Origin of the sequence: Pseudonocardia humida, from assembly GCF_023898865.1 — a bacterium.
Classification (GTDB): domain Bacteria; phylum Actinomycetota; class Actinomycetes; order Mycobacteriales; family Pseudonocardiaceae; genus Pseudonocardia; species Pseudonocardia humida.
In genome coordinates this window covers 99,891-121,984 of the sequence record NZ_JAGSOV010000062.1, presented here as the reverse complement: position 1 = coordinate 121,984, position 22,094 = coordinate 99,891, and the positions used below count along the sequence as shown (strand labels likewise).

The following is a 22,094-nucleotide window of genomic DNA, read 5'->3' as shown; positions in this document are numbered from 1 at the left end:
CCATGGACCCGTTCTCCGCTCACGACCCGGCGGGGGCCTGGTGGCGGCGTCGGCGGCGGGCGAGGACGCCGTAGCGCGGGGAGGCGACCAGGGCCAGCACGAAGCAGGCCGAGCAGACCAGGCCCATCGCCCCGGCGATGTTGCTGTCGATCGCGAGGGCGATGGTGTGCCCGGCGATCGCGCCGAGCCAGCCGACCCCGATGGCCGCCCAGACCATCACCTTGAGGCTGTCGGTCAGCAGGTAGGCGGTGGCACCCGGGACGATCAGCATGGTGACCACCAGGATCGCGCCGACCGCCTGGAACGCGGCCACCGCCGTCACCGCGACGGCGAGCAGCAGCAGCCGCGACAGCAGCCGCGGGCGCAGCCCGACGACCGCCCCGAACTGCGGGTCGAACGTGGTGGCCTTGAGCTCCTTCCACAGCAGCAGCACCAGCGCCAGGTTCGCCGCCACGACGACGGCCAGCACCACCGCCGGGCGGATCACCTCCACCCCGAACAGCGACATCGTGTCGAACGGGACGAAGGCCAGCTCGCCGTAGATGGTGGAGTCCAGGTCGAGGTGGATGCCCTCGGCGAACTGCGTCACCCCCAGCACGCCCAGCGAGAACAGCGCCGGGAACACCAGCGCGATCGCCGCGTCCGAGGCGACCAGCCCGGTGGCCCGCAGCGCGTCGATGCCCAGCACGCAGATCACCGCGAACGCGGCGGCCCCGATCACGACCGGCAGCGGGGCGCGGGTCTCGGCGACCAGCCACACCGCCACGATCCCGGGCAGCACGGCGTGGCTGACCGCGTCGGACAGCAGCGCCATCCGGCGCAGCACCAGGAACGGCCCGAGCAGCCCGGCCGCCGTGCCCACCAGGCCGGCCACCAGGATGATCACCAGCGGATCGCTCATGACCGCGCCCCCGAGGCGAGGGCCCGCAGCTGGGCGACGGCGTCGTCGCCGAGGCTGGCGCGCAGGTCGACGGGGTCGGGTTCGCGGGCGTCGGGCAGGCGGACCTCGGCGCCGTGGGCGAGCCAGGCCTTCCACAGCTCGCGGCGGTCGGCCAGGTCGGCGGCGGCCGCGCGGCCGGCGTCGGTGAGCCGGCCGTCGGCGTCGAGCAGACCGCGCCGGCGCAGCGACGCGCGGGCGAGCGCGTCGCCGAGCCCGCCGCGCACCAGCTCGGGCGCGCCCAGCACCGCCTCCCGGCGCACCCGCCGCCGGCGCGCGGCCAACCGCTGCGCCCGCCACACCACGCCCCGCCCGGGCGCGAACAGCACCGCGGCCAGCGTGATCGTGAAGCCGGTGAGCACCACGACCGGCCCGGTCGGCAGCGCGGCCCGGGTGGCCAGCAGCGAGCCGGTGACCCCGACGACCGCGCCGACCAGCGCGGCCAGCCCCAGCACCACCGGGAAGCGGTCGGCCAGCTGGCGGGCGGTGACCGTGGGCACGACCAGCATCGCCACCATCAGGATCGCCCCCACCACCCGTACGCCGATCACGATCGCCACCACCAGCAGCGCGGTCATCAGCACCTCGAGCACCCGCACCGGAAGCCCGATCGACCCGGCGTACCCGGCGTCGAACAGCGTGGTCGCCAGCACCCGGCGCAGCACCAGCACCACCGCCAGCGCCGCGGCGCCCAGCGCGGCCATGACCGCGACGTCGCTCTCCAGCAGCCCGGCGGCCTGCCCGAACAGGTAGTTCTCCAGACCGGCCTGGTCGGAGTCCTGGCTGTTGGAGATGTGGGTGAGCAGCACGACGCCGAGCGCGAAGAACCCGGACAGCACCACGCCGATCGCGGCGTCCGGGCGGATCCGGCCGGCCCGCTCGATGCCGACCATCAGCAGCGCGGCCACCAGCCCGGCCACCGCCGCGCCGACCAGCAGACCGGGGACGTCCTTCACCCCGGAGACGAGGAACGCCACGCACACCCCGGGGAGGGTGGAGTGCGCGACGGCGTCGCCGACCAGGCTGCGCTGGCGCAGCACGGCGAACGCGCCGAGGACGCCGCTGGTCAGCCCGAGGACGAGGGCACCGGCGACGACGACGCTGTCGGTGTAGGGCAGTCCGAACACGTGCTCAGCCGCTCCACACGTCGTCGGCGTCGATGTCGGTGCCGGGGACGCCGTAAGCGGCGCGCACGGCCTCCGGCGTCAGCACCTCGGCGGTCGGGCCGCAGCCCAGCGCCCGCACGTTCAGCAGCAGCGTCCAGTCGAACGAGGCCCGGACCTGGGCCATGTCGTGGTGCACGACGATCACCGAGGTGCCGTCGGAGCGCATGGCGCGCAGCAGTTCGAGCAGGTCGGCCTGGGTGCGCGCGTCGATGCCGGCGAACGGCTCGTCCATCACCAGCACCGGCGCCCGCTGGGCCAGCGCGCGGGCCAGGAACACCCGCTGGCGCTGCCCGCCGGAGAGCTGGCCGATCTGGCGGCGCCCGAAGCCGGCCATGCCGACCCGGTCGAGGCACTCGGCGGCGACGGCGCGGTCGGCCTTGGAGACCCGCCGGAACCAGCCGGTGGCCCGGTAGCGGCCCATCTCCACGACCTCGCGCACGGTGATCGGGAAGTCCCAGTCGACCGACTCGCGCTGCGGCACGTACGCGACCCGGTCGAGGCCCGCGCGCCCGTCCTGGCCGTCGATCAGGACCTGGCCCGCGTCGCTGGGCACGAGCCCCAGCGCCGCCTTGAGCAGCGTGGACTTGCCCGCCCCGTTCGGGCCGACCACGGCGCACAGCCGTCCGGCCGGGAAGTGGGCGTCGACCTCCCAGAGCACCGGGGCGGACCGGTAGGAGACGGTCAGCCCGCGGACCTCCATCGCGGTGTCGGTGACCGTGCCCGTCGTCTCGTTGACTGGCGGCGACGTCATGAACATCTGCCTCACCCTTCCGGTTCGCCGTTGAGGCCGGCCGCGATCCAGTGCGCGTTCGCCCGCAACATGCCGATGTAGGTGCCTTCGGGGGTGCCGGGCCGGCCGGCGGCGTCGGTGAACAGCTCGCCGCCGACGCGGACCGCGACGCCGCGCTGCGCGGCCGACGCGATCAGGGCGTCGATCGTCTGGCGGGGCACGCTGGACTCCACGAACACCGCGGGCACCCGGTGCTCGGCGATCAGCGCGGCCACCCGCTCGACGTCGGCGGTGGTGGCCTCGGCCGCGGTGGAGATGCCCTGGATGCCGGCCACCTCCAGGCCGTAGCGGCGGCCGAAGTACTCGAAGGCGTCGTGCGAGGTGACCAGCAGCCGCCGCTGCGGCGGCACGCTGTCCATCAGCGCCCTGATCTCGCGGTCGAGCGCGTCCAGCTCGGCGAGGTAGGCGTCGAGGTTGCGCTGGTAGTCGGCGGCGTGGGCGGGGTCGCGCTCGGTCAGCGCGGCGGCGACCGTGCGGCAGGCCCGCTCCCACAGCCCGACGTCGAACCAGACGTGCGGGTCGTACTCCTCGTCCGTGCCCGGCGCCGGGGCCAGCAGCTCGGAGCGCGGGATGTCGCTGGTGATCGCCAGGGTGGGCTGGCGCTCGGCCAGCTCGCCGAACAGCTCGCCCATCCGGCCCTCCAGCTGCAGGCCGCCGTAGAGGATCAGGTCGGCCTCGCGCAGGGTGGCCACGTCGCGGGCGCTGGCGCGGAACAGGTGCGGGTCGACCCCGGGCCCCATCAGCCCGGTGACGACGACCCGCTCGCCCCCGATCCGGGCGACCGCGTCGGTGATGAAGTTGGTGGTGGTGGTGACCTTGACCGGCCGGTCGACGACCGGGGCGCGGCTGGACGGCGGGGCGGCGCAGGCGGCCAGCGCGGCCAGCACGGCGGCCAGCACGAGTCCGGTCAGACGCCGACCCATCACGATTTAGTCTCCCCTAACACTGGGCTTAGTTAAGACTAAGAGGATCCGCACGCTAGTCGAAGTTCCCTGTCGGCGGCGTCTCAATCCGATACGGATCCACCGGCTGATCTACGCTGTCGGCGTGCTGCCTCCGCCGGGCACCGCGGGGGGCGTCCGTGGCGCGCCCTTCCGGCTGACGCTCGGCGCGACGGTCCTCGGATTCGGCGGCTACGCGCTGCTGCTGCCCGTCGTCCCGCTCTGGGCCGCGCGCGGTGGCGCCGGAGCGCTCGGCGCCGGCGTCACGACCGGCGCGCTGATGCTCAGCACCGTCCTCACCCAGCTCGCCGTGCCCTGGCTGCTGCACCGGATCGGGCACCGCTGGGTCCTCGGCGTCGGACTGCTGCTGCTGGGCGGCCCGGCCCCGCTGTTCGCGCTGTCCGCCGCGGCCGGGCCGGTGATCGCGGTGTCCGCGCTGCGCGGGGTGGGCTTCGGGCTGGTCACGGTGGTCGGGGCGGCGCTGGTCGCCGAGCTCGTGCCGCCGCACCAGCACGGCCGCGCGACCGGCTGGTACGGGATCGCCGTCGGGGCGCCGCAGCTGGTGCTGCTGGCCATCGGGGTGGCGGCCGTCGAGCGGCTGGGGTTCCTGCCGGTGTTCGTGGCCGGCGGGGTGGCGCCGGTGCTCGGGGCGCTGCTCGTCCCGTTCATCCGCGTCCCGGCCCGCTCCCTCACCCCCGCCACCCACGGTCAGGAAAGCCACCATCAGGACGTCCCGCGTCCTGATGGTGGCTTTCCTGACGTCGCCGAGGCCGCAGGGGCCGCAGGGGCCGCGGGCGAGGGGGCCGGGGGCGGGTTGCGGGCGGGGGTCCGGCCGCTGCTGGCGATGGTGGTGTGCTCGCTGGCCCAGGGCGGGCTGGTCACGTTCCTGCCGCTGGCCGTGCCCGGCTCCGGCGCGCCGGCCGCGGCGGCCCTGCTGGTGATGGCGGCCGGTGGTCTGGTGGGACGGGTCGGGGCCGGCCTGCTCGTCGACCGCTTCGGCATCGGCGGGCGCGTCCTGGGCCCGGCCACCCTGCTCACCGCCCTGGGCACCGGCCTCGCCGCGGTGCTGCTCGACACCGGCTCCGTCGGCGTGCTGGTCGGGGCGACGCTGGTGGGGGTCGGGTTCGGCGCCGTCCAGAACGACTCGCTGACCACCCTGTTCGCCGTCTACGGCCCCGCCCGCTACGGCGCGGCCAGCGCCGCCTGGAACATCGCCTTCGACGGCGGCACGGGCGTGGGGGCCGTCGGGCTCGGCGCGCTGGCCGACCCGTTCGGGTTCCGGGTCGCGTTCGGCGTGGCCGCGGTGGTCTGCCTCGGCACCGGCCTGGTCCCGCGGCCGAGAACGACCTGACCGGACGCGCGACCCACGACCCACCCCCGGGGGGGGGGCGGGGCGCCCGCGGGGGTGGGGGGGGGCGGAGGGCTAGTGGCCCCGGGCGATCCACTCCTCCAGGTGCGGGGCCTCGTCGCCGATCTTCGTCGAGTCGCCGTGGCCCGTGCGGACCAGCGTGTCGCCCGGCAGCGCCAGCAGCTTCTCCCGGATCGAGTCGATGATCTCCTCGAAGCTGGAGAACGACCGGCCGGTCGCGCCCGGCCCGCCCTGGAACAGGGTGTCGCCGGTGAAGACCGTGCCCAGCTCCGGGGCGTAGAGGCAGGTCGAGCCGGGGGAGTGGCCGGGGGTGGTGATCACCCGCAGGTCGATCCCGCCGACCGTCAGCACCTCGCCGTCGGCCAGTTCGCGGTCGGGCGCGCGGTTCGGGTGGGTCATCTCCCAGAGCTGCCGCTCGGCCGGGTTCAGCAGGATCGGCGCGGAGACCCGGTCGGCCAGGGCGGGGGCGCGGTTGACGTGGTCGTCGTGGGCGTGGGTGCACACCACGGCCACGACGCGGCGCCCGCCGACGGCCCGCTCGATGGCCAGCTCGTCGTGGGCGGCGTCGATGACGACGACCTCGTCGGCGTTGCCGACGATCCACACGTTGTTGTCGACGTCCCAGGTGCCGCCGTCGAGCGAGAACGTGCCCGAGGTGACGACGTGGTCGACGGGTCCGGACGGGGTCACAGCAGCACCACCGAGCGCAGCACCTCGCCGCGGTGCATCTTCTCGAATGCGGCCTCGACGCCGTCGAGCGCGATGGTCTCGGAGACGAACTTCTCCAGCGGCAGCCTGCCCTGCAGGTGCAGGTCGACCAGCATCGGGAAGTCGCGGCTGGGCAGGCAGTCGCCGTACCAGGACGACTTGGTGGCCCCGCCGCGGCCGAAGACGTCGATCAGCGGCAGCTCGACGGTCATGTCGGGGGTGGGCACGCCGACCAGGACGACGGTGCCGGCCAGGTCGCGGGCGTAGAAGGCCTGCTTGAACGTCTCCGGGCGGCCCACCGCGTCGACCACGACGTTGGCGCCGTTGCCGTCGGTGAGGGCCTGCACGGCCTCGACGACGTCCTGCTCGCGGGAGTTGACGGTGTGGTTGGCGCCGAACTCCCTGGCCCACTCCAGCTTCCGGTCGTCCACGTCGATGGCGATGATCGTGGACGCGCCGGCGAGCCGGGCGCCGGCGATGGCCGCGTCGCCGACGCCGCCGCAGCCGATGACCGCGATCGAGTCGCCGCGCCCGACGCCGCCGGTGTTGATGGCCGCGCCGATGCCGGCCATGACCCCGCAGCCGAGCAGCCCGGCGATCTCCGGCTTGACCGCAGGGTTCACCTTCGTGCACTGCCCCGAGTGCACCAGCGTCTTCTCGATGAAGGCGCCGATGCCCAGGGCCGGGCTGAGCTCCCGGCCCGACTCCAGGGTCATCTTCTGCGCGGCGTTGTGGGTGTTGAAGCAGTACCAGGGCTCGCCGCGGCGACACGCCCGGCAGGTGCCGTCGACCGCGCGCCAGTTGAGGATGACGAAGTCGCCGGGCGCGACGTCGGTGACGCCCTCGCCGACCGACTCGACGATCCCGGCGGCCTCGTGGCCGAGCAGGAACGGGAACTCGTCGTTGATGCCGCCCTCGCGGTAGTGCAGGTCGGTGTGGCAGACCCCGCAGGCCTGCACCTGCACCACGGCCTCCCCGGGCCCCGGGTCCGGCACGATGATCGTCTCGACGGATACCGGCTCACCCTTCTTGTGGGCGACCACCCCGCGTACCTGCTGCGACATTCTGCGACTCCTGGCTCCCTCGACACGCGTCCGGCGCTGAGCTTTCCATGCCCGCGGGCTCCGCGGTGGGACGAACGACATCCTGGTCCCGGCGCGGGGCGGCCCGTAGGTTCCGGTCATGATCGAGCGCGAGGACGTCGACGGGGTCGCGGTGCTGCGGCTGGCCCACGGCCCGGTGAACGCGATGGACCTGGAGCTGTGCGAGGCGATCGCCGACGCGTTCGGGGCGCTGGCCGCCGACCCGGCCGTCGCCGTCGTGCTCACCGGGGCGGGGCGGTCGTTCTCGGCCGGGGTCGACCTGCGCCGCCTGCTCGACGGTGGCGAGGAGTACGTGCGGCGGTTCCTGCCCGCCCTCGACGCCGCCCTGCGCACGCCGTTCGAGCTGGGCAAGCCGGTGGTGGCGGCGGTCAACGGGCACGCCATCGCCGGTGGCGCGGTGCTGGCCGCGGCGGCCGACCGCGTCCTGATGACCGACGGGCCCGGCCGGGTCGGGATCCCGGAGATCGTGGTCGGGGTGCCGTTCCCGCGGGTGCCGATCGAGGTCGTCCGGCACGCCGTGGGCGACCAGGTGGCCCGCCGGCTGGTGATCGGCGCGAAGACCCACGCGGCGGCCGACGCCGTCGGGTTCGGGCTGGTGGACGAGATCGTGCCGGCGGGCGACCTGCTCGACCGGGCGGTCGCCGAGGCTCGTGCGCTGGCCACCGGCGTGCCCCCGGACACGTTCGCGATGACCAAGGCCCAGCTGCGCCGCGAGCACGTCGAGCGGATGGACGGCTACGCCGACGAGGCGCCGGGCGTGGCCGAGCTGTGGGTCCGCCGGGTCACCGACGGCTGGACCGCCGCCTACCTCGCCGCGGCGACCGGCCGGAAGTGAGCCTCAGCCGCGGTCGCCGGTCAGCCGGGTGATCGTGGCGTCGATGTAGGCGGCCAGGTCGGCGCCGGTGGGGACGGCGTCGGGGGTGGCCTGGGTGAGCTGGGCGTGCCCCAGGTAGGCGGAGTAGGCGAGCAGGCCGCGGTGGCGGGCGTCGGAGGGCGGCAGGCCCATCCGGGCGAAGAGCTGGGCGAGGTAGTCGATCCGCCGCGCGGTCACCCTGGCCAGCACCGGGGCGACGAGCGGGTGGTCGCGGGTGGCCAGCAGGGCCAGCTCGACCCGGCCGCCGGGCTGCTCCCCGTGATCGTCGTGGCGACCGCCGACGGCGAGCGTCAGCAGCGTGTGCAGCCGGGTGCGCGGGTCGGGCTCGGCCGCGACGAGCGCGATGACCTCCTCGGTGTCGGTGCGCTCCCAGGACTCCAGCGCCGCGGTCAGCAGCGCGTCGCGGTTGGCGAAGTGCCAGTAGAAGCTGCCCTTGGTGGTGCCGAGCCGGGTGGCCAGCGGCTCCACGGCCACCGCGGCGACGCCGCCCTCGCCCAACGCGGCCACCGCGGCGTCGACCCAGTCCCGCGCGCTCAGCCGCTTCCGCTCCGCCACTTCCGTACGCTACCGTACGGTCTAGCCATACGGTGGCGTACGGAGGCGGGGGACATGGTCCGGAACGTGCACGAGCGGCGGCTGCCGGTGCCGCCGGGGGAGCTGGCGCCGCTGCTGGAGCGCCTCGGCGGGCCGCGGGACGCGCTCTGGCCCAGCCCCCGGTGGGAGCCGATGGTCCTCGACGGGCCGCTCGCGGTCGGCGCGGCGGGCGGGCACGGCCGGATCCGCTACCGGGTCACCGGGCACGAGCCCGGGCGCCGCGTCGAGTTCGCCTTCGAGCCCGGCACGGGCTTCGACGGCATGCACGCGTTCTCGATCGAGCCGGACGGGGGGTCCGGCTCGGTCCTGCGGCACGTGGCCGAGGGGCGGTTGACCGGGCCGATGGTGCTGCTGTGGCCGCTGGTCGTGCGGTGGCTGCACGACGCGGTGCTGGAGGACCTGCTCGACCGGGCCGAGCGGGCTGCCGGCACCGGCCCGGCCCGGCCCGCGCGCTGGTCGCCCTGGGTGCGGGTGCTGCGCGCGGTCCTCGCCGAGGACGCCAGGGCGCGGGAGGCGGAGGTCCGGCCCGGCGGTCTGCTGGACGGCGCCCTGCCGCGGGTCGACTTCGCCGACGCGTTCGCCGTCGCGGCCCGCCCCGGCCTGCCCGACGACCCGCAGGCCTGGGCCGACGCCGTCTTCCGCGACCCACCGGCGTGGGTCGCCGCGCTGATGGGGGTGCGCCGGGCGCTGGTCGGCCTGGTCGGCATCGATCGCGGCGACGAGTCGGCCTTCGCGACCCTCGACCGCACCGACGACGAGGTGCTGCTCGGCACCGACGCCGGGCACCTGGACTTCCGGGCGAGCGTGCGCCGCGAGCCCGACCGCGTCGTGCTCAGCACGGTCGTGCGGCTGCGCAACCGGCGCGGCCGGGCCTACTTCGCCCTCGTGCGCCCGATCCACCCGGTGGTCGTGCGGGGGATGCTCACCCGGGCGGCGCGGCGGCTGTCGCGTTCGTCCAATACCTACCGTCCGACGGCGTCGAGGATGGGCGCATGACGACGACCACCGGGCGCTTCGACCTCACCTCCTGGGACGAGGAGGTCATCGACGAGGCCGACGGCACCAGGCGCGTGCGGGCCCGCAACACCAAGTCCTTCCAGGGCGGGATCACCGGCGAGAGCGCCACCGAGCTGCTGCAGGGCTTCGCCGGGGAGGGCACCGCGACCTACGTGGCCATCGAGCGGGTCACCGCCGCGGTCGACGGCCGCAAGGGCGGCTTCCTGCTGCGGCACTCGGCGCTGATGGCGGGCGGCGGGGGCGACATGCTGGTCGACGTGGTGCCGAACTCGGGCACCGGTGAGCTGACCGGGCTCACCGGGACGATGACGATCGCCATGGTCGACGGCGAGCACACCTACACCTTCGACTACGCGCTCTGACGGGCGCGCGGCAGCAGCAGCGGCGTCGCGAGCAGCGCCAGGCCGGCGGCCGCGATCGCCTGCCGGGGGCCCACCGCCTCGGCCAGCAGGCCGCACAGCGCCGTCAGGGCCGCGGTGACCAGGCCGCCGGTGACCGACCACGCGGCCAGCGTGCGCGCGACCAGGCCGGTCGGAGTGCGCTCGAGGCGGGTGGTGGCCAGCACCGGGTTGTACACGCCGATGCAGGTGATCAGGGCCAGCTCCACCGCGACGACGAGCAGCAGCCCGGACGTGCCGGGACCGACGAACGCCAGCCCGACCGGCCAGAGCACGCGCAGGGTCCCGGCCGCGCGCAGCACGCGGTGCCGCCCGAACCGGGCCACCAGCGGGCCGGCCAGCCGGGCGCCGAGCAGGCCGCCGAGGCACGGCCCGGCCAGCGCCAGGCCGTACTGCCACGGCGCGAACCCGAGCGGCCCCAGCATGAGCACGGCCAGCGGTGGCGCCGCGGCCAGGACCAGGCCGTTGACCAGCACCGTGTTCAGGAACAGCGGCCGCAGCACCGGGTCGGAGAGCAGGTGGCGCCACCCGTCGAGCAGGTCGGCGGCGCGCATCCGGGTGGCGCCGGTGCGCGCCGGGCGCGGCTCCCGGCCGCCGATCGCCCGGATCCCCGCCGCCGAGAGCAGGAAGCCGGCCGCATTGGCGAGCACGGTGGTCATCGGGCCGAACAGCCCGATCGCGGCCCCGCCCAGCGGCGGGCCGAGCGCGGTGGTGGTCCACGTCGTGGCCTCGAACCGGGCGTTGGCCACCAGCAGGTCGGCCGGGGCCACCAGCGCCTTGAGGTACGCGCCAGCGGCCGCCCGGAACGCGTGCTCGGCCGCGGTGGCGACCACCGCGACGACCAGCAGCTGGGCGAAGCCCAGCCGGCCGAGCAGGAACGCGGCGGGCACGCTCAGCAGCGCCGCGCACCGGACGAGGTCCATCGCCACCATGACCGGGCGCTTGCGGTGGAACTCCACCCACGGTCCCAGCGGCAGCGCCAGCACCGCCCCGGCCGCCCGTCCCACCGCGGCCAGCGCCGCCACCTGCGCCGGGCCGGCGTGCAGCACCAGGATCGCGATCAGCGGAAGCGCGTCGAACGCGAGCCCGGTGCCCGCGGCGCTCGCCGCGTAGGCCGCCCACAACCACCCGAACCGCCGTCCCAACGCCCGTCGCGCCACGGTGCCGAGCAGACCGCGCGCGGTGTCGCGCGGGCCAACAACCGGACCACCGGCGAGCCACAACCGGACGTCGTGCGCTCCCGTCCCGACGTGGGACCCAGGGGCCGACCCGAACCGGAGCGATACAGCCCTCTTCGGCGCAGCGGTCGCGCCGTCGGCCGGGCTAGGCTCTTCGCTCCCAGCAGACGCCCGGCGCGCCCGGGCAGCACGAGGACGGGGGAATCCGAGGTGTCGTCGACCCTGGATCCGTCGGCCGGTCGCGCCGAGCTCACCGCCCGGACGTTCCGCAAGGACCGCTGGTGGCTGACCCCGGCGGTCCAGGCCACCGCCCTCACGGTCCTGCTGGGCTACGTCGTGGTGCGGCTGTTCATGCGCAGCTGGTACTTCGTGCCGGAGCTGAACTACCTGACCCCGCTGTACTCGCCCTGCATCAGCACCCTGTGCACCCCGGGTTCCTCGCACTTCGGCACGATCTTCGGCGAGCTGCCGTTCTGGATCCCGCTGCCGATCATCGTGTTCCCGATCCTGCTCGGGTTCCGCGGCACCTGCTACTACTACCGCAAGGCCGTCTACCGCTCGATCCTGCAGAGCCCGACGGCGTGCGCGGTGGCCGAGCCGGCCAAGCGCTACCGGGGCGAGAGCCGGTTCCCGCTCATCGGGATGAACTCGCACCGCTACTTCTTCTACGGCGCCACGCTGCTGCTGCTGATCAACACCTACGACGCGGTGCTCAGCTTCTTCCCCCAGCGCGGCGGCTTCGGCATCGGGCTCGGCTCGCTGATCATCGTGGTGAACGTGTTGCTGCTGTGGGCGTACACGCTGGGCTGCCACTCCTGCCGGCACCTGCTGGGCGGGCGGCTGCGGCACTTCTCCAAGCACCCCGTCCGCTACCGGCTGTGGACCCGGCTGTCCTGGTTCAACGCCCGCCACCAGAGCTTCGCCTGGGCGTCGCTGATCAGCGTGACGCTCACCGACGTCTACATCATGTCGGTCTCGGCGGGCTGGATCGGCGACCTGCGGCTGGTCAACTGACGGCCCGCGGCACCGGGGCCGCTAACGTCCACCGCCATGGACCTGGACGGCGTGCGGACCTTCCTCGCCGTCGTCGACGCCGGCCGGTTCACCGACGCCGCCGACGACCTGGCGCTGACCCAGCAGGCGGTGTCCAAGCGCATCGCCGCGCTGGAGCGCGATCTCGGCACCCGGTTGTTCACCCGCACCGCGCGCGGTGCCCGCCTCACCGACGACGGGTGCACCTTCCTGCCGCACGCCCGCGACCTGCTGCGGGCCGCGCAGGCGGCCACCGCCGCCCTGCGGCCCGACCGGCGCGCGCTGAAGGTCGACGTCCTGGGCCGCAGGCTCGCCCCGGCGGAGCTGCTGCGCGGGTTCCACCGCGCGCACCCCGACACCGACCTGGACGTCGTGACGCTGCCCGACGCCGACGCCGCGGTCGCCGCGGTCCGCTCCGGCGCGGTGGACGCGTCCTTCCGCGCCCTCGGCGCTCCCGGGCGGGGGCTGCCCGACGACGTCGCGGCCGTCCGGGTGCTCGACGAGCCGCTGCAGCTGCTGACCGGCCCGACCCACCGGCTCGCGGGTGCCTGCGCGGTCACCCCGGCCGAGCTGGCCGGGCACCGCATCTGGATGCCCGCGGGCGCGGGGAGCACCGAGTGGGCGGCGTACTACGCCCGGCTCGCCGCCGAGTTCGGGCTCACCCTCGACACGACCGGGCCCGACTTCGGCTTCGAGGCGCTGGCCGACGTCCTGGCCGGTTCCGGGGAGGTGGCCACGTTCATCGGGGGGCGCTCGCGGCTGCTCTGGCCGGGCGGGCACGACCTGCGGTGCATCCCGGTGCGCGACCCGGTCCCGGTCTACCCGCACTGCCTGCTGTGGCGGGTCGACGACCCGCACCCCGTGCTCGCCCGGCTGCGCGCCCACCTCGCCCGCACGCGCTCCGAGCCGGGGCCCGGCACCTGGACGCCGGCCTGGGCGCGCTGATCCACCCCCAGCCCGTCGAGAACGAAGACATCGTCGGTTTGCCGGTCCACAACGACGGCAAGTTCGTTCTCCACGGGGGGTCAGGGGGAACGGGCGGCGTCGCGCTCGTCGGCGAGGCGGGTGGTCTCGGCGGAGACGGGGGCGGTGAGGATGGCGGCGACGACGTCGACCAGGTAGCTGGTGAACAGCCGGTCGTCGGTGTGCGGGGCGGAGCGGGCCCGGCGGGCCAGCTCGACGGCGGTGTGCACGATGGCGGTCAGCCGCCGGTGCAGCCGGCGCGCCTGCGGGTCGATCACCGGTTCCACCGCGGTCCGCCAGCGGCGCAGGCTGCGCGACTCCCCGTCGGCCGACCGGAACTGCGGGCTGGGCCGGTTCAGCAGCTCGGCGTAGATCTGCAGGAACGCCGGGCCGCCGTCGGGGTCGGCGAGCTTGGCCGCCAGCGGGCGGACCAGTGCACCGGCCAGCGCCCTCGCGGTCGGGACCCCGTCGGTGGCGTCGATCTCGTCGAGCAGGGCGTGCCTGCGGGCGTCGACGTCGGGCAGGTGCTTGGCCAGGATCGCGGTCAGCACGCCCGCGCGGTCGTCGAAGTGGTACTGGACAGCGATGACGTTGCGCGCGCCGGCGACGCGGGTGATCTCGCGGAGGCTGACCGCGTCGACGCCGCGCTCGGCGAACAGGTGCTCGGCCGCGGAGAGCAGCTTGGCCCTGGTGTCCGAGCGCGGCGACGACGGGGTCGACATCGGGGTATTAGACCTGAGCGGCCTCGTGCTCGAGCAACTCGGCGAGCCGGGCCTGCGCCTGCTCGCGGCGGCTGGGCAGGTGCCCGGACGGGAACAGGCCCTCGTGCGGGGCGTACTGCCGCAGCACCTGCTTGGCCAGCGTGATCTTGTGGACCTCGGTGGGGCCGTCGGCGATGCCGAGCACCTCGGCGCCGATCATCATGGCGGCGAACGGCATCTCGTTGGACGCGCCGAGCGCGCCGTGCAGGTGCAGCGCCCGCTGGGCCACGTCGTGCAGCACCGCGGGCATCGCGACCTTCACCGCGGCGATGTCCTTGCGGACCTTCAGGTAGTCGCCGTGCTTGTCGATCAGCCACGCCGTGCGCAGCACCAGCAGCCGGAACTGCTCGATCTGCAGCCAGCTGTCGGCGATCTTCTCCTGGGTCATCTGCAGGGTGGACAGCGGCGTCCGGTCGGTGTCCCGGCGCGAGCCGCGGACCTGCCGCGACAGCGCGCGCTCGCACATCATGTCGAACGCCCGGCGGGCCTGGGCGATCGTGCGCATGGCGTGGTGGATGCGCCCGCCGCCCAGCCGGGTCTGGGCGATCGCGAACGCCTTGCCCTCGCCGCCGAGGACGTGGTCGGCGGGCACGCGCACGTCGGTGTAGCGGATGTAGCCGTGCCCGCCCTCCCGGCTCGACTCGGAGCCGACGCCGACGTTGCGGACGACCTCGATGCCCGGCGTCTCCCGCGGCACGATGATCTGCGACATCCGGTCGTACGGGCCGGCGTCGGGGTTGGTCACCGCCATCACGATGAAGAACGAGGCGTACTTCGCGTTGCTGGTGAACCACTTCTCACCGTTGATCACCCAGTGGTCGCCGTCGCGCTCGGCGCGGGTGGTGAACAGCGTGGGGTCGGCGCCGGCGTGGGGCTCGGTCATCGAGTACGCCGAGGAGATCTCGCCGTCCAGCAGGGGCTCGAGGTAGCGGGCCTTCTGCTCCTCGGTGCCGAAGTGGGCGATGATCTCGGCGTTGCCCGAGTCGGGCGCCTGGCAGCCGAACACGCTCGGCGCGAACCGCGACCGGCCCAGTATCTCGTTGAGCAGGGCCAGCTTGACCTGGCCGTAGCCCTGCCCGCCGAGCTCGGGGCCGAGGTGGCAGGCCCACAGGCCCTGGTCGCGCACCTCCTGCTGGAGCGGGCGCAGGACGCGCATCATCCGCTCGTCGGACTTGTCGTAGGGGCTGGCGTCGAGGAAGTCGAGCGGCTCGACCTTCTCCCGCATGAACTCCTCGACCCAGTCGAGCTTGGCCTGGTACTCGGGCTCGGTCTCGAAATCCCACATGCTCGCCTCCTCGCGTGCGCGTGGACCGAGCATGCAGGCACATCAGGTTGTGATGCAAGTGCTTCAAGGGGGTGCGCGGTCACTCCCGGGTGGTGAGGAGGTCCTGCAGGGCCGCGGCGAGCACGGCGACGAGGTCGGCGTGGCCGATCGGGAGGCGCTCCGCCCGGGAATGCGCCCAGGTGTCGCTGACCATGCCCAGCACCGCCAGGCCCAGCGCGTCGGGCGCGACGCTGGGGACGGCCTGGCGCGAGCGCAGCCGGGTGCCCAGCGCCCACGCCACCTTCATCAGGCTGCTCAGCCCGTGCGCCGCGAACTCGGTCCCGGGCCGGACCGCGAGCGCGAACAGGTAGACGAAGACGCCGTGCCGGTCGAGGGTGTCGAACCAGGCGTCCACCCAGCCCGCGACGTCGTCGGTCGAGCACGGTCGGGGCAGCCGGTCCCAGCCGTCGATCGCGTCCAGGACCTCCTGCAACGACGCGCTCCCGGTCGCCAGGAACAGCGCCTTCGTGCTGCCGAACCGGGCGGCGAACTCCGCCCGGTCGACGCCGCATGCCGCGACGACGTCGGCGACGGCCACGTCGGCGACGTCCCGCTGCACGAACAGCCGGCGGGCGGCGTCCAGCACCGGGTCGGCGGGCCGCTGCGGCGCGGCCCCCGCGGCAGGCCGGGCGCGGTCGGGACCGACGGCGACGGCCGCGGGCTCGGCCGTGAGGCAGCAGCGGATCAGGGCGGCCGCGGTGCGCACCATGTCGGCGTCGTCGACCGGCAGCCGGGTGACCCGGCTGCCGTACCAGGTGCGGTCGAGCATCGCCAGCACGACCAGGCCCAGCGCCTCCGGGGCGCTGGTCGGGCGCGGCTGCCGGGCGCGCAGCCGCAGGCCGAGCTGGAACGCCACCCGCATCTGCATGCGCCGGGCCCCGGAGCGGAACTCGTCGTCCTCGGGCGCCGACCAGCTGAAGGCGTGCAGGAACGCGCCGTGGCGGTCCATGAAGGCGAGGTAGTCGCGCACCCAGCCGATCACGTCGGCCGAAGTGGCCGGGGTGGGCAGCGAGTCCCACCGCGCGACGACGTCGAGCAGCTCCCGGAACGCGGCCGACCCGAGCAGGATGAAGACGTCGCGCTTGTCCTTGAAGTAGTTGTAGAACCCGGCCCGGGAGATCCCGCAGGCCGCCGTGATGTCGCTGATGCGGGTGCCGGCGTAGCCGCGTTCGAGGAACAGCGCGCGGGTGGCGTCGATGATCGCGGTCCGGGTGCGGGCCGCGCGCCCGGCCGGGTCGCCAGCGGGCGGCGGCTCGGGGGCCAGCTCGGGTAGCCGGGGGATGGGCGGGTGGGTGGTCGTCTCGGTCATCCTCACCGCTCGTCAGGCCGGGAGCAGCGGCGCCGGGGCGCCCAGCGCGGCCGCGATCAGGTCGGGGATCTCGCGCTTGCCGGAGCCGTCGGTGGCGACGACCACGTAGAACGTGCGGCCGGTGCAGGTGACCTCGTGCGCGGCGCCGTCGGCCGCGGGGTCGTCCTCGGCGGGGCGGCGGCGGACCTCGAAGTCCAGGGCGAAGCTCGTGCGCCCGATCCGCGCGGTCGACACCGCGACGGCGACCCGGTCCTGCCAGCGCAGCCCGGCCTTCCAGTCGATCTCCGAACGGACCAGCTGCACGTCGTAGCCCGCGTCGAGCATCACCTGGTAGGGCAGCCCGCGGGCGACCAGGAAGTGCGACATGGCCTCGTCGAAGTAGCCCAGGTACCAGCCGTTGAACACGACGCCCTGGGCGTCCACCTCGAAGTACCGCACCGTGAACGGGTGCTCGAACACGGTGCCGATGGGGGTGGAACCCCGTGGCTCGGCCATGCGCGGGAGGCTACCGCTCGCCCAACCGGTCACGGATGGTCCGGTTGACGGCCCGGCCGAACGCGGTCACCACCCCGCCGATGGTGATCGGCTTGAGCTGCTGCAGGGCCGCGGCGAGCCGGCCGCGCTCGGCCGGGGGACGGCCGCGGTCGCGGTAGGGCTGCAGGACCTCGGCCTGGAACAGCTCCATCAGCTCCTCGGCCATGGCCGAGGTGTGCCGCTCGACGACGCGGTGGGCGCGGGTCCACAGCTCGATCGGCAGCCCCGAGTCCAGCAGGGCCAGGCCCTCGCGCAGCGTGGTCGGGCCGCGCAGCCGGACGCCGCCGTCGGTGCGCTCCAGCACGCCCAGGTCGGCCAGCGCGTCGATCTCCGCGGTGCTCAGCGCGCGGCCGGCGCGGCGTTCGAGCTCGGCGCCGTCGATCTCCTCGGTCTGCTCGCCTGCCCACGGGGTCAGCAGGGCCCGGCGCAGCGCCAGCTCCTCGGCCCCGGCGCTGACCGGCAGCGCGCGCAGGTGGCTCTCGATGGCCGCCAGCGTGAACCCCAGCGCGGACAGCTCGCTGACCAGCCCGAGCCGGGCGACGTGGTCGGAGCCGTAGAGGCCGGTGCGCCCGCGCAGCGTGGGCGGCGGGATCAGCCCGCGCCCGGCGTAGAAGCGGATGGTGCGCACCGTGATGCCGGTGCGCTCGGCCAACTGGTCGACGGTGAGCAGCTCCTCCCCGGAGTGCTGGGGCTCAGGTGCGGCGGCCATGGGTGAGGAGGGTACGCGGATCCTTGACCTATGTGACAGTACTGCTGTAACAAAGGTGGCATGAGTGGGATCCCCGAGGCATACGTCTACGACGCCATCCGCACGCCGCGCGGCCGGGGCAAGGCCTCCGGCTCGCTCCACGAGGTCAAGCCGGTCTCGCTGGTGACCGGCCTGATCGACGAGGTCCGCAGGCGCTTCCCGGAGCTCGACCCGAACACCATCGACGACGTCGTGCTCGGCGTGGTCTCGCCCGTCGGCGACCAGGGCGGCGACATCGCCAAGACCGCCGCCATCGCCGCCGGGCTGCCGCACACCGTGGCCGGCGTGCAGCTCAACCGGTTCTGCGCGTCCGGGCTGGAGGCGGTCAACGTCGCCACCCAGAAGGTCCGCTCCGGCATGGAGGAGATGGTCCTGGCCGGCGGCGTCGAGGCGATGTCGCGGGTGCCGATGGGATCCGACGGCGGCGCCTGGGCGATGGACCCCGAGACCAGCTACCAGACCGGGTTCGTGCCGCAGGGCATCGGCGCCGACCTGATCGCCACCCTGGAGGGCTACACCCGGGAGACCGTCGACACCTTCGCCGTCGAGTCGCAGACGCGCGCGGCCAAGGCCTGGGCCAACGGCTACTTCTCGCGCTCGGTCGTGCCGGTGAAGGACCGCAACGGCCTCACCGTCCTCGACCGCGACGAGCACGTGCGGGCGGGCACCACGCTGGAGGCGCTGGGCAAGCTGCCCCCGTCGTTCGCGATGATCGGCGACCAGGGCGGCTTCGACGCCGTGGCCCTGCAGCGCTACCACTGGGTCGAGAAGATCGACCACGTGCACCACGCCGGCAACTCGTCGGGCATCGTCGACGGCGCCGCGCTCACCCTGCTCGGCACCGAGGCCGCCGGGCAGGCGGCGGGCATCCGCCCGCGCGCCCGGATCGTGGCCACCGCGCTGTCCGGCGCCGACCCCACCATCATGCTCACCGGTCCGGCCCCGGCCAGCCGCAAGGCGCTGGCCAAGGCCGGCCTGAGCGTCGGCGACATCGACCTCTTCGAGATCAACGAGGCGTTCGCCGCGGTCGCGCTGCGGTTCATGCGCGACCTCGACCTCGACCCCGACAAGGTCAACGTCAACGGCGGCGCGATCGCCATGGGCCACCCGCTCGGCGCCACCGGCGCCATGATCCTGGGCACGCTGATCGATGAGCTGGAGCGCCGCGAGTTGCGCTACGGCCTGGCCACGCTGTGCGTCGGCGGCGGCATGGGCATCGCCACCATCGTCGAGCGCGTCTGAACCCCCGAAGGGACCGCGAGAAGTGAGCGAGCAGAAGGCCGTGCGCTGGGAGAAGGGTGCCGACGGGATCGTCGTCGTCACCCTCGACGACCCGGGCCGCAGCGCCAACACCATGAACGACCGGTACCTGACCGCGATGGGCGAGTGCGTCGACGAGCTGGTCGCATCAAAAGACACAGTCGAGGGGGTGATCGTCACCTCGGCCAAGAAGACCTTCTTCGCCGGCGGCGACCTGGACTCGATGAGCAAGGCCACCCCGGCCGACGCGCCCGCGGTCATGGAGCAGTCCATGACGATCAAGAACCAGCTGCGCAGGCTGGAGACGCTGGGCAGGCCCGTCGTCGCGGCCATGAACGGCACCGCGCTCGGCGGCGGCCTGGAGATCGGCCTGGCCTGCCACCACCGCATCGGGCTGGACGCGCCCGGCGTCGTCTACGGGCTGCCCGAGGTGACCCTGGGCCTGCTGCCCGGCGGCGGCGGGGTCGTCCGGATCACCCGGATGCTCGGCATCATGAACGGCTTCCTGAACGTGCTCTCGCAGGGCCAGCGGCACAAGCCGGCCGCCGCGAAGGAGGTCGGCATCCTCGACGACCTGGCGTCGTCGCCCGAGGAGATGCTGGACAAGGCCAGGGCCTGGATCGCGGCCAACCCCGACGCCGCCCAGCCGTGGGACAAGCCCAAGTACCGGATGCCCGGCGGGGCCCCGTCGAGCCCGCAGCTGGCCGGGCTGCTGCCGGCGTTCCCGGCCAACCTGCGCAAGCAGCTCAAGGGCGCGCCCATGCCGGCGCCGCGCAACATCCTGGCCGCCGCGGTCGAGGGCGCCCAGGTCGACATCGACACCGCGTTCCGCATCGAGGCCCGGTACTTCACCGAGCTGGTCACCGGCCAGGTCGCCAAGAACATGACCAAGGCCTTCTTCTACGACCTGCAGACGATCAACGGCGGCGGCTCCCGGCCCGACGGGTACGAGAAGTGGCAGCCGCGCAAGGTCGCCGTGCTCGGCGCCGGGATGATGGGCGCGGGCATCGCCTACACCTGCGCGCTCTCCGGCTGGGAGGTCGTGCTCAAGGACGTCACGCTGGAGGCCGCGGAGAAGGGCAAGGCCTACTCCGAGTCGCTCGTGGCCAAGGGCGTCAAGCGCGGGAAGACCACGCTGGAGAAGGGCGAGGCGCTGCTGGAGCGCATCACCCCCACCGACGACTACAACGACCTCGCAGGCTGCGACATCGTCATCGAGGCGGTGTTCGAGTCGGTCGAGCTCAAGCAGCAGGTCTTCGCCGAGGCGATGAAGGTGGTCGAGCCCGACGCGCTGCTGTGCTCGAACACCTCCACGCTGCCGATCACCGAGCTGGCCGCCGGGGTCGAGCGGCCGAGCGACTTCATCGGCCTGCACTTCTTCTCCCCGGTCGACAAGATGCCGCTGGTGGAGATCATCCGGGGCGAGCGCACCTCCGACGCCGCGCTGGCCAAGGCGTTCGACGTGACGCTGGGGATGCGCAAGACGCCGATCGTGGTCAACGACAGCCGCGGCTTCTTCACCAGCCGGGTCATCGGCACGTTCATCAACGAAGGCGTGGCGATGGTCGCCGAGGGCATCGACCCGCAGACCGTGGAGCAGGCCTCCGCGCAGGCCGGCTACCCGGCCCCGGTGCTGCAGCTGATGGACGAGCTGACGCTCACCCTGCCGCAGAAGATCCGCAAGGAGGCCCAGGCCGCGGTCGAGGCGGCCGGCGGCACCTGGCAGCCGCACCCGTCCGAGCGGATCATCGACGGGCTGGTCGAGGCCGGGCGGCCGGGCAAGTCCGGCGGCGCCGGGTTCTACGAGTACGCCGAGGGCAAGCGGGTGCGGCTGTGGCCGGGGCTGCGCGAGCGGTTCGGCGCCACCAACCACGACGTCGACCTGCACGAGCTGTCCGAGCGGATGCTGTTCATCGAGGCCATCGAGACCGCGAAGTGCTTCGACGAGGGCGTGCTGACCGCCGTCGCCGACGCCAACATCGGCTCGATCTTCGGCATCGGCTACCCGGCCTGGACCGGCGGCGTCGTGCAGTACGTCGAGGGCTACCCGGGCGGGGTCGCCGGGTTCGTCGCCCGCGCCGACGAGCTGGCCGAGAAGTACGGCGAGCGCTTCCGGGTGCCGGACAGCCTCCGCTCCAGGGCCGCTCAGGTCGCTGCGGCCTGACCCGTCCGGGGTAGCCGGCGGCCCGCGTTCCTGCGCCATCGGAACGCGGGCCGTCGGTGTTACGCGTCCGTGATGAACGGGCGCATCGCCGCCACCGCCGAGAAAGCTGCAGTGGTGGTGCGTACTTCTCGGTAGGCCCGCCGCACAGAGCGCGGCGGCTCGACCGAGGAAGCAGGTCTGCAGAAGATGAAGCGCTCCCCCCACCCGCGGCGCCGTCTGGCCACCCTCCTGACCGGGGCGGCCGTCGCCATCGGCGCCGGGACCCTGGCCGTCGTGGTCGTCCCCGCGCCGGCCGCGGCCCCCGCGCCGACCGTCGTCGCCGCGCCGCAACTCGTCGCCGACGCGCCCGCCGACGGCTGCGCGGAGGTCGAGACGATCGCCGTCCGCGGCACCACCGAGCGGCAGGGCGGCGGCATCGTCGCCGGCCCGTTGGCCTCCGCACTGCAGGACCAACTGGATCAGACCGTGCGAACGCACGACCTGGTCTACCCTGCGTCGTTCGCCTACCAGAGCAGCAAGCGCCAGGGCGTCACCGCGTTGCGCGCGCGGCTGCAGCAGACCTCGGCCGCCTGCCCGGACACGCGGTTCGTGCTGATCGGCTACTCGCAGGGCGCCGACGTCATCGGCGACGCGCTGTCGTCGGGCACCGTGCCCGCCGCCGATCGGATCGGCGCGATCGCGATGTTCGGCGACCCGGCCTTCAACAGCCGCGAGCCGTTCGTGACCGGCAGCTTCCGGGCCGGCACCAACGGTGTCCTCCCCCGGGCCACCGGCGCGTTCGGCCGGTTCACCGACTCGGTCGTGTCGTTCTGCAACCGCGACGACAACGTCTGCCAGCGCGGCGCCACCGGCACCGGGCACTTCCGGTACGGCGCCGACCGCCAGGAGGCGGTGGAAGCGGTCGCCGAACTCCTCGGCTGACCG

At 74.1% G+C, this 22,094-nt stretch carries 22 protein-coding genes; 9 read left to right on the top strand and 13 right to left on the bottom strand.

From position 1 onward, the window contains the following. Window positions 1-19 precede the first annotated feature (19 nt). From KDL28_RS29570 to KDL28_RS29555, 4 genes are read right to left on the bottom strand one after another with little or no spacing between them, the layout of a single operon-like run. On the bottom strand, window positions 20-901 hold the full coding sequence (locus tag KDL28_RS29570; RefSeq protein WP_252443886.1) for a metal ABC transporter permease: 882 nt from the start codon (window positions 899-901) through the stop codon (window positions 20-22). After that, window positions 898-2,064, bottom strand: coding sequence for a metal ABC transporter permease (locus tag KDL28_RS29565; protein ID WP_252443884.1), 1,167 nt, complete (start codon window positions 2,062-2,064; stop codon window positions 898-900). Before KDL28_RS29565 ends, KDL28_RS29570 begins: the two co-directional genes overlap by 4 nt. A gap of 4 nt (window positions 2,065-2,068) precedes the next feature. Next, window positions 2,069-2,854: a metal ABC transporter ATP-binding protein gene (locus KDL28_RS29560; RefSeq protein WP_252443882.1), complete on the bottom strand. Its 786-nt coding sequence runs from the start codon at window positions 2,852-2,854 to the stop codon at window positions 2,069-2,071. A gap of 11 nt (window positions 2,855-2,865) precedes the next feature. After that, the gene (locus KDL28_RS29555; protein WP_252443880.1) at window positions 2,866-3,816 is read right to left on the bottom strand and encodes a metal ABC transporter solute-binding protein, Zn/Mn family; all 951 of its coding nucleotides are present in this window, start codon (window positions 3,814-3,816) and stop codon (window positions 2,866-2,868) included. Window positions 3,817-3,940: 124 nt separating this feature from the next. Between KDL28_RS29555 and KDL28_RS29550 the strand changes: the two genes are divergently transcribed. After that, window positions 3,941-5,185 (top strand): MFS transporter, encoded by a 1,245-nt coding sequence (locus KDL28_RS29550; RefSeq protein WP_252443878.1) that lies wholly within the window; start codon window positions 3,941-3,943, stop codon window positions 5,183-5,185. A 72-nt stretch (window positions 5,186-5,257) separates the two neighbouring features. On the opposite strand, the gene KDL28_RS29545 is transcribed toward KDL28_RS29550, so the two are convergent. Next, window positions 5,258-5,893: an MBL fold metallo-hydrolase gene (locus tag KDL28_RS29545; RefSeq protein WP_252443876.1), complete on the bottom strand. Its 636-nt coding sequence runs from the start codon at window positions 5,891-5,893 to the stop codon at window positions 5,258-5,260. Beyond that, complete coding sequence (locus KDL28_RS29540) at window positions 5,890-6,975, bottom strand: S-(hydroxymethyl)mycothiol dehydrogenase (RefSeq protein ID WP_252443874.1); 1,086 nt, start codon at window positions 6,973-6,975, stop codon at window positions 5,890-5,892. The genes KDL28_RS29545 and KDL28_RS29540 overlap by 4 nt, the downstream gene beginning before the upstream one ends. Before the next feature lie 118 nt (window positions 6,976-7,093). Between KDL28_RS29540 and KDL28_RS29535 the strand changes: the two genes are divergently transcribed. Next, window positions 7,094-7,849, top strand: a complete 756-nt coding sequence (locus tag KDL28_RS29535) for an enoyl-CoA hydratase/isomerase family protein (protein WP_252443872.1) — start codon at window positions 7,094-7,096, stop codon at window positions 7,847-7,849. 3 nt (window positions 7,850-7,852) lie between these two features. On the opposite strand, the gene KDL28_RS29530 is transcribed toward KDL28_RS29535, so the two are convergent. Beyond that, window positions 7,853-8,443, bottom strand: coding sequence for a TetR/AcrR family transcriptional regulator (locus tag KDL28_RS29530; RefSeq protein WP_252443870.1), 591 nt, complete (start codon window positions 8,441-8,443; stop codon window positions 7,853-7,855). Between the two features lie 54 nt (window positions 8,444-8,497). Here KDL28_RS29530 and KDL28_RS29525 point away from each other — a divergent pair, with 54 nt between their 5' ends. Both KDL28_RS29525 and KDL28_RS29520 read left to right on the top strand, forming a co-directional pair. Further along, a complete protein-coding gene (locus KDL28_RS29525) occupies window positions 8,498-9,478 on the top strand; it encodes a DUF2867 domain-containing protein (RefSeq protein ID WP_252443869.1) in 981 nt (326 codons plus the stop codon). Beyond that, entirely contained in the window at window positions 9,475-9,861 is a 387-nt protein-coding gene (locus KDL28_RS29520; RefSeq protein WP_252443867.1) for a DUF3224 domain-containing protein, read from the top strand. Before KDL28_RS29525 ends, KDL28_RS29520 begins: the two co-directional genes overlap by 4 nt. On the opposite strand, the gene KDL28_RS29515 is transcribed toward KDL28_RS29520, so the two are convergent. Continuing rightward, complete coding sequence (locus tag KDL28_RS29515; RefSeq protein WP_252443866.1) at window positions 9,849-11,042, bottom strand: MFS transporter; 1,194 nt, start codon at window positions 11,040-11,042, stop codon at window positions 9,849-9,851. The two genes, KDL28_RS29520 and KDL28_RS29515, sit on opposite strands and share 13 nt — an antisense overlap. A 243-nt stretch (window positions 11,043-11,285) precedes the next feature. Here KDL28_RS29515 and sdhC point away from each other — a divergent pair, with 243 nt between their 5' ends. Continuing rightward, window positions 11,286-12,089, top strand: coding sequence for a succinate dehydrogenase subunit SdhC (gene sdhC, locus KDL28_RS29510; RefSeq protein WP_252443864.1), 804 nt, complete (start codon window positions 11,286-11,288; stop codon window positions 12,087-12,089). 36 nt (window positions 12,090-12,125) lie between these two features. Then, window positions 12,126-13,052, top strand: a complete 927-nt coding sequence (locus tag KDL28_RS29505) for a LysR family transcriptional regulator (protein ID WP_252443862.1) — start codon at window positions 12,126-12,128, stop codon at window positions 13,050-13,052. Between the two features lie 80 nt (window positions 13,053-13,132). On the opposite strand, the gene KDL28_RS29500 is transcribed toward KDL28_RS29505, so the two are convergent. The 5 genes from KDL28_RS29500 to KDL28_RS29480 all read right to left on the bottom strand — a co-directional run bounded on the left by KDL28_RS29500 (window position 13,133) and on the right by KDL28_RS29480 (window position 17,707). Continuing rightward, the gene (locus tag KDL28_RS29500; protein WP_252443861.1) at window positions 13,133-13,792 is read right to left on the bottom strand and encodes a TetR/AcrR family transcriptional regulator; all 660 of its coding nucleotides are present in this window, start codon (window positions 13,790-13,792) and stop codon (window positions 13,133-13,135) included. Window positions 13,793-13,799: 7 nt separating this feature from the next. Further along, window positions 13,800-15,116: an acyl-CoA dehydrogenase family protein gene (locus KDL28_RS29495; RefSeq protein ID WP_252443859.1), complete on the bottom strand. Its 1,317-nt coding sequence runs from the start codon at window positions 15,114-15,116 to the stop codon at window positions 13,800-13,802. Between the two features lie 79 nt (window positions 15,117-15,195). Beyond that, window positions 15,196-16,464, bottom strand: a complete 1,269-nt coding sequence (locus tag KDL28_RS29490) for a TetR/AcrR family transcriptional regulator (protein WP_252443857.1) — start codon at window positions 16,462-16,464, stop codon at window positions 15,196-15,198. Window positions 16,465-16,476: 12 nt separating this feature from the next. Beyond that, window positions 16,477-16,959: an acyl-CoA thioesterase gene (locus KDL28_RS29485; protein WP_252443856.1), complete on the bottom strand. Its 483-nt coding sequence runs from the start codon at window positions 16,957-16,959 to the stop codon at window positions 16,477-16,479. A 10-nt stretch (window positions 16,960-16,969) separates the two neighbouring features. After that, entirely contained in the window at window positions 16,970-17,707 is a 738-nt protein-coding gene (locus tag KDL28_RS29480; protein WP_252443854.1) for a MerR family transcriptional regulator, read from the bottom strand. Between the two features lie 60 nt (window positions 17,708-17,767). On the opposite strand from KDL28_RS29480, the gene KDL28_RS29475 reads away from it, so the two are divergent. The 3 genes from KDL28_RS29475 to KDL28_RS29465 all read left to right on the top strand — a co-directional run bounded on the left by KDL28_RS29475 (window position 17,768) and on the right by KDL28_RS29465 (window position 22,091). Beyond that, window positions 17,768-18,988 (top strand): acetyl-CoA C-acetyltransferase, encoded by a 1,221-nt coding sequence (locus KDL28_RS29475; RefSeq protein ID WP_252443852.1) that lies wholly within the window; start codon window positions 17,768-17,770, stop codon window positions 18,986-18,988. Window positions 18,989-19,010: 22 nt separating this feature from the next. Further along, on the top strand, window positions 19,011-21,170 hold the full coding sequence (locus KDL28_RS29470; protein ID WP_252443850.1) for a 3-hydroxyacyl-CoA dehydrogenase NAD-binding domain-containing protein: 2,160 nt from the start codon (window positions 19,011-19,013) through the stop codon (window positions 21,168-21,170). A 186-nt stretch (window positions 21,171-21,356) separates the two neighbouring features. Next, window positions 21,357-22,091 carry a cutinase family protein gene (locus KDL28_RS29465; protein WP_252443848.1) on the top strand — a complete coding sequence of 245 codons (735 nt, stop codon included), beginning with the start codon at window positions 21,357-21,359 and terminating at the stop codon, window positions 22,089-22,091. Window positions 22,092-22,094 lie beyond the last annotated feature (3 nt).

Excerpts from the sequence above, each read along its gene's own strand:
- KDL28_RS29475 (WP_252443852.1), top strand. The coding sequence starts at position 17,768 with ATGAGTGGGATCCCCGAGGCATACGTCTACGACGCCATCCGCACGCCG.
- KDL28_RS29465 (WP_252443848.1), top strand. The coding sequence starts at position 21,357 with ATGAAGCGCTCCCCCCACCCGCGGCGCCGTCTGGCCACCCTCCTGACC.
- KDL28_RS29520 (WP_252443867.1), top strand. The coding sequence starts at position 9,475 with ATGACGACGACCACCGGGCGCTTCGACCTCACCTCCTGGGACGAGGAG.
- KDL28_RS29560 (WP_252443882.1), bottom strand. The coding sequence starts at position 2,854 with ATGACGTCGCCGCCAGTCAACGAGACGACGGGCACGGTCACCGACACC.
- KDL28_RS29490 (WP_252443857.1), bottom strand. The coding sequence starts at position 16,464 with ATGACCGAGACGACCACCCACCCGCCCATCCCCCGGCTACCCGAGCTG.
- KDL28_RS29525 (WP_252443869.1), top strand. The coding sequence starts at position 8,498 with ATGGTCCGGAACGTGCACGAGCGGCGGCTGCCGGTGCCGCCGGGGGAG.
- KDL28_RS29570 (WP_252443886.1), bottom strand. The coding sequence starts at position 901 with ATGAGCGATCCGCTGGTGATCATCCTGGTGGCCGGCCTGGTGGGCACG.
- KDL28_RS29495 (WP_252443859.1), bottom strand. The coding sequence starts at position 15,116 with ATGTGGGATTTCGAGACCGAGCCCGAGTACCAGGCCAAGCTCGACTGG.
- KDL28_RS29505 (WP_252443862.1), top strand. The coding sequence starts at position 12,126 with ATGGACCTGGACGGCGTGCGGACCTTCCTCGCCGTCGTCGACGCCGGC.
- KDL28_RS29540 (WP_252443874.1), bottom strand. The coding sequence starts at position 6,975 with ATGTCGCAGCAGGTACGCGGGGTGGTCGCCCACAAGAAGGGTGAGCCG.
- KDL28_RS29555 (WP_252443880.1), bottom strand. The coding sequence starts at position 3,816 with ATGGGTCGGCGTCTGACCGGACTCGTGCTGGCCGCCGTGCTGGCCGCG.
- KDL28_RS29480 (WP_252443854.1), bottom strand. The coding sequence starts at position 17,707 with ATGGCCGCCGCACCTGAGCCCCAGCACTCCGGGGAGGAGCTGCTCACC.
- KDL28_RS29500 (WP_252443861.1), bottom strand. The coding sequence starts at position 13,792 with ATGTCGACCCCGTCGTCGCCGCGCTCGGACACCAGGGCCAAGCTGCTC.
- KDL28_RS29535 (WP_252443872.1), top strand. The coding sequence starts at position 7,094 with ATGATCGAGCGCGAGGACGTCGACGGGGTCGCGGTGCTGCGGCTGGCC.
- KDL28_RS29485 (WP_252443856.1), bottom strand. The coding sequence starts at position 16,959 with ATGGCCGAGCCACGGGGTTCCACCCCCATCGGCACCGTGTTCGAGCAC.